Annotated in this window: 6 protein-coding genes; 1 reads left to right on the forward strand and 5 read right to left on the reverse strand. The window is 40.6% G+C overall.

Going from position 1 to position 5522, the window contains the following annotated elements; all coding sequences use genetic code 11:
* Positions 1–126: 126 nt before the first annotated feature.
* Positions 127–828: a FadR/GntR family transcriptional regulator gene (locus H5072_RS10650; RefSeq protein ID WP_024596672.1), complete on the forward strand. Its 702-nt coding sequence runs from the start codon at positions 127–129 to the stop codon at positions 826–828.
* Between the two features lie 208 nt (positions 829–1036).
* Here the strand turns inward: H5072_RS10650 and accC are convergent, their stop codons facing one another.
* The 5 genes from accC to cutA all read right to left on the reverse strand — a co-directional run.
* Positions 1037–2377, reverse strand: a complete 1341-nt coding sequence (accC, locus tag H5072_RS10655; RefSeq protein ID WP_002958843.1) for an acetyl-CoA carboxylase biotin carboxylase subunit — start codon at positions 2375–2377, stop codon at positions 1037–1039.
* A 26-nt stretch (positions 2378–2403) separates the two neighbouring features.
* Positions 2404–2868, reverse strand: a complete 465-nt coding sequence (accB, locus tag H5072_RS10660) for an acetyl-CoA carboxylase biotin carboxyl carrier protein (RefSeq protein ID WP_002958842.1) — start codon at positions 2866–2868, stop codon at positions 2404–2406.
* A gap of 38 nt (positions 2869–2906) precedes the next feature.
* Positions 2907–3359, reverse strand: a complete 453-nt coding sequence (gene aroQ / locus H5072_RS10665) for a type II 3-dehydroquinate dehydratase (protein ID WP_002958841.1) — start codon at positions 3357–3359, stop codon at positions 2907–2909.
* Between the two features lie 228 nt (positions 3360–3587).
* The gene (locus tag H5072_RS10670; RefSeq protein WP_024606504.1) at positions 3588–5417 is read right to left on the reverse strand and encodes a protein-disulfide reductase DsbD; all 1830 of its coding nucleotides are present in this window, start codon (positions 5415–5417) and stop codon (positions 3588–3590) included.
* Positions 5417–5522, reverse strand: a 106-nt coding sequence (gene cutA / locus H5072_RS10675; RefSeq protein ID WP_182693509.1) for a divalent cation tolerance protein CutA, incomplete at its 5' end; no start/stop codon positions are given. The genes H5072_RS10670 and cutA, both read right to left, overlap by 1 nt.

Genomic DNA, 5522 nt, shown 5'->3' on the forward strand with positions numbered 1-5522 from the left:
CCAAACTAAGTCGTTATTGCTGTGTTAAAATATTTAGCTAATTAAAAGTTTATATCATATCCTTGAGTACATTAATATGATATATGATATATAATAAAGCAATATATCAACTCGGAATCCTGCGCAATGAAAAGCCAACCCCGTCAAAATTTAACACAACAATTAACCCACGATTTGGGTTTTGCTATTGTGCGTGGTGTTTACCCTGTAAGCGAAGGCCTGCCTTCTGAAGCCGATTTATGTATAAAGTATGATGTAAGTCGCAGCGCTACCCGCGAAGCGGTAAAAATGCTCTCTGCTAAAGGGTTAATTTCATCGCGTCCTAAGCAAGGTATTCGTGTATTACCTGAAAGTAGCTGGAACATGTTTGATACCGACGTACTACGTTGGATTTTAAGCAGTAAGCCATCACTGTCGTTATTAAAAGAGTTTACTCAAGTACGCGTAGCCCTTGAACCACAAGCGGCCGCTCTTGCAGCACTAAATGCAACTGCTGAACAACTCGCTGATATAGATAGTGCCTTAGCCCGTATGGCTGAAGCAGACGAAGGCTTAGACGACCCATTAGAAGCCGACATTGCTTTTCATACCAGCATATTAGTGGCCAGTAACAATCGCTTTTTTGTGCAGTTAACTGAGTTTATTAGTACAGCTCTTAGAGTAAGTATTCGTTATACAAACCACATTAAAGGTGTACCGGGCGCAGATGTTGCTAAGCACGCTGATATTTTAGAGACTATAAAGTCACGCGATCCTGAGCGCGCTAAAAAAGCAGTAGAAACAATTTTAGAAGAAGCACTACAGTTAATTGAATCTAAATTAGTGTAATGTTAGTTCAACATATTATATAAATATTGAGTCCATCGAATTTACTCTTTGCAGTATATTTTATGGACTTTTTTATTGCCTATAAAACTTAAATTACAGGCATTAAAAAATCCGATATCAGTCTCCTGATATCGGATTTTCAATTATTTAAATCAGCTTAATAACTCGGGTTATTAACTAAGATAAAACGCCTTTTTACAGGCTAGAATTACAATCCTAATTTCTTCTCAAGATAGTGGATGTTAGTACCACCATTTTGGAAGTTTTCATCTGCAAGAATTCTCTTATGCAAAGGAGTATTAGTTTTAATTCCGTCAATTACTAGCTCGTTAAGTGCATTGCGCGCGCGGGCAATAGCTACGTCACGGTTTTCACCGTAAGTGATTAACTTACCAATCATTGAATCGTAATGTGGTGGAACCGTATAGTCAGCGTAAATATGGCTGTCCCAACGAATACCTAAGCCACCAGCAGGATGGAAACGTGTAATTTTACCCGGTGAAGGGATAAACGTTTCAGGGTCTTCAGCATTAATACGACACTCAATAGCATGACCACGAATAACAACGTCGTCTTGCGTGAATGATAATGGTTGACCCGCAGCAATTTTTAACTGCTCTTTGATTAAATCAATACCAGTAACCATTTCAGTTACAGGGTGTTCAACCTGAATACGTGTATTCATTTCGATGAAGTAAAACTCGCCGTTTTCGTATAAAAACTCAAACGTACCTGCACCGCGGTAACCGATTTCGATACATGCACGTGTACAGCGTTCACCAATAAATTTACGTGTTTCTGCAGTAATACCTGGCGCTGGTGCTTCTTCAACTACTTTTTGGTGACGACGTTGCATAGAACAATCGCGTTCACCTAAATGTACTGCATTACCTTGGCCATCTGCTAATACTTGAACTTCGATATGGCGTGGGTTTTCAAGGAATTTCTCCATGTAAACCATGCTATTACCAAAGAACTGCTTAGCTTCTTGCTGTGTTAATGCAATTGAATCAATAAGTTCAGATTCGCTACGAACAACACGCATACCACGACCACCACCGCCACCAGCGGCTTTGATGATTACCGGGTAACCGATTCGTTTGGCGATTTGCATGTTACGTTCTTTATCATCTGATACCGGACCATCAGACCCTGGTACACATGGAACGCCTGCTTTACGCATTGCTGAAATAGCAGAAACTTTATCACCCATAAGGCGAATAGTGTCACCTTTTGGACCAATAAATACAAAACCACTTTGCTCAACTTGGTCGGCAAAATCAGCGTTTTCTGCAAGGAAACCGTAACCTGGATGAATCGCTACAGCGTCAGTTATTTCAGCCGCAGCAATAATGCGCGGGATATCTAAATAACTTTCAGTTGCTGATGGTCTACCAATACAGATGGTTTCATCTGCAAGCAATACATGCTTAAGATCGCGATCCGCCGTTGAATGCACAGCAACCGTTTTGATCCCAAGCTCTTTGCAGGCGCGCAATATACGAAGTGCAATTTCACCTCGGTTTGCAATGACTACTTTATCTAACATTAGAGTTGGCCTTTTAGGTTACGCTATTATTCAATGATGAATAGAGGTTGATCAAATTCTATTGGCTCGCCATTTTCAGCTAAGATAGCTCTTACTGTACCGGCTTTATCTGACTCAATTTGGTTCATCATTTTCATAGCTTCGATAATACAAAGCGTATCGCCAACTTTAACTTGCTGACCAACTTCTACATACGCTGGAGCTTCAGGAGACGCTGCTGCATAGAAAGATCCAACCATTGGTGATTTAACTTGATGGCCAGTAGGTTCTGCTGGAGCTGCTGCTTCAACTGCTACAGGAGCTGCTGCAACTGGAGCAGGGGCTGCTGGCGCCGGTGCATATTGCTGTGGAGCAAATTGCGGGTAACCAGGGCCTGCGCTCATGTTGTTACGGTTAATACGTACTGATTCTTCACCTTCAGTGATTTCTAGCTCAGCAATACCTGATTCTTCTACTAATTCGATAAGCTTCTTTATCTTGCGAATATCCATTACACGACCCGCCTGTTTGTTTGTGTGTTAATTTAAAATTAAATCGAGTTTTTCAACCGGCTCACAGCGGCATTTAATGCTGCGTGGTAACCCATTGCACCTAATCCACATATCACGCCTTGTGCCACATCAGAAAAATACGAATGATGACGAAAGGCTTCACGTGCGTGCACATTACTTAAGTGCACTTCAAAAAACGGAATATCAACACTTAGCAATGCATCACGTAATGCAACGCTTGTATGCGTAAATGCAGCAGGGTTAATTATTATGTAATCAACCGCTTGCCAAGCACTGTGTATTCGCTCAATGAGGGCTTGCTCACTATTACTTTGAAAATGTGCTAACTCAACATCTAGACTATCAGCGGCACTGGTTAGTTCGCTCATAATTTCACTTAGCGTTTGAAAACCGTATTTATCCGGTTCACGCTTGCCAAGCATGTTCAAATTTGGACCATTTATAACTAAAAGGTTAAATTTTGCAGCCATAATACGCGATATATCCTATAAGTAATGAGTTAAGCGGTTGCTAAGTAGTTTTTCGCTTTTAAGTAAGCAGAAAAAAGTAATGTAGCAACAAATTCTCACGTTAACCAACTATTATAGTGATTTCGATGTAAATAGCAGCAAAATACTGGTCCAATCTCTATTTTGGGAACGAAGAACTAGGAGGGAGTCGTAAGCCACTTGGTATATCCAAGTGGCTCTATTGCACTATTATTGTGCGCTGGCGCGCACTGTAGCAAGGTGTTTAGCAAAATCTTCTGCGTTTAAAAAGCCGGTTACACGTTGTGTAGTTAGCTCTTTACCTTGGGTGTTAAAAAACAAAATACTAGGTAAACCAAACACGGTGTACTCTTCCATTAACTCAATTGTTTTATTGTCACTGTTTGTTAAATCAACTTGAATTAGCTGATAATGGCTAAATTCACTTTGCACTTTGGCATCTGGAAACGTGTAATGCTCAAACTCTTTACACGCCACACACCAGTCAGCATATAAGTCGACCATAACCATTCGACCTTCATTACTCGCTTGCGCTACGGCCTCTTTTAGCTCAGCTAAATCCGCCACCTTTTTAAACTCATTACTTTGTGAGCTTACTTGCACAGCTTGTACTGGCCAAAAGTAGTTTTTAGTTAACGTAAACCCTGTCATAACTAATAGCGTTGCAGCAAACCATAATGCAGTTTTTAACTTGCTTTGTGTTTGGCTACTTTGCCAGTGATGTAGGTACAGTGCTGTTGCTAATGCAAGCACACCTGCCATTAATAATATAATGTCGGCGCTTACTAGTCGCTCAAGTAATATAAGCGGCACAACGAGCATCACAAAACCAAACAAGGTTTTAACTTGCTCCATCCAACCACCTGCTTTAGGCAGCAATTTACCGCCAGATGTACCAAGTAATAAAAGTGGTAACCCCATACCTAAACTAAGCACGTATAGTGTTAAACCACCTACTAAGTAATCACCACTTTGCGCAACAAATAAGAGTGCCGCCGACAGTGGCGCTGTAGTACATGGTGATGCAATTAGCCCCGACAGTACGCCCATTAAAAATACGCCAACGTAGTTGCCGCCTTTTTGATTGTTACTTACCTGAGTTAGCTTGCTCATCATACTGCTTGGCAGTTTTATTTCGTACCAACCAAACATCGACATAGCCAATAATACAAATAGTAAACTAAAGCTAACTAATACAAATGGATGCTGTAAATACCCCTGCACTTGCCCACCAAGCGCCGCAACAACTAAACCAAGCGCTGCATAGGTAACTGCCATGCCTTGTATATATACAAACGACAACGCAAACGCTTTTTTAGTTGAAAGGTTTTGCTGACCCGCAATTAAGCTCGACAAAATAGGAAACATTGGAAATACGCAAGGCGTAAAAGCAAGGCCTACACCAACAACAAAAAATATAAGTAAATTAGTTATTAAGCCCTGACTTGCTAACTGTTCAGTAAAAGTAAGTTCTTTTTCGGTATCATCCGAATTTGTTGTAGGTTCAGTAGCTGGCTCGTTGAGTGCTGCAAATGTGCTTTGCGCAGTTGCTGCTTCATCTGTAGTGTTATTTTGGTCTACATTTTTAACCTGTGCACCACTAATAACACTAAGTGGGATGCTGATTACTTCTGGTGGATAGCAAAGCCCTGCTTTTGCACAGCCTTGGTAACGAACTTTAACCACAGCGCCTTCGGTTACATTACTTAGCTTACTAATAACACTCGCGGAATTAAAAAAAACCTCTGTTTTACCAAAAAATTCATCTTCAATAATTTCGCCACGGCCAGAATCGCCTACTTGAATGTTTGCACCTTTGGCGATAATTTCTATTTTCTTTTTATATAAATAATAGTCTGGCGCTATATCCCAACCTACAAACAAGGTACTGCCTTGCTGGTCAAAATCAAAAACAAACGCTTGGTCTACAGGTAAAAAAGTCTGTTGCGGAGGCCCAAGTAGATCACCAAGCACATTATTAGTCGCAGCCTTTACGGGTACAGTTAATAATGTAACCAACAATAAAAAGAAAAAACGCATTAATTCAGTACCTCGTCCATCCAATTAAAATACGCCAAATTACCGGTTGAAACTTCTACAACCTGAATCTCCGGCACTTCGTAGCTATGTAGCTCTTTTATTGTT

Origin of the sequence: Pseudoalteromonas sp. SR45-5 (genome assembly GCF_014163565.1) — a bacterium.
GTDB classification, from domain to species: domain Bacteria; phylum Pseudomonadota; class Gammaproteobacteria; order Enterobacterales; family Alteromonadaceae; genus Pseudoalteromonas; species Pseudoalteromonas distincta.

Excerpts from the sequence above, each read along its gene's own strand:
- H5072_RS10650 (WP_024596672.1), top strand. The coding sequence starts at position 127 with ATGAAAAGCCAACCCCGTCAAAATTTAACACAACAATTAACCCACGAT.
- aroQ (WP_002958841.1), bottom strand. The coding sequence starts at position 3,359 with ATGGCTGCAAAATTTAACCTTTTAGTTATAAATGGTCCAAATTTGAAC.
- H5072_RS10670 (WP_024606504.1), bottom strand. The coding sequence starts at position 5,417 with ATGCGTTTTTTCTTTTTATTGTTGGTTACATTATTAACTGTACCCGTA.
- accB (WP_002958842.1), bottom strand. The coding sequence starts at position 2,868 with ATGGATATTCGCAAGATAAAGAAGCTTATCGAATTAGTAGAAGAATCA.
- accC (WP_002958843.1), bottom strand. The coding sequence starts at position 2,377 with ATGTTAGATAAAGTAGTCATTGCAAACCGAGGTGAAATTGCACTTCGT.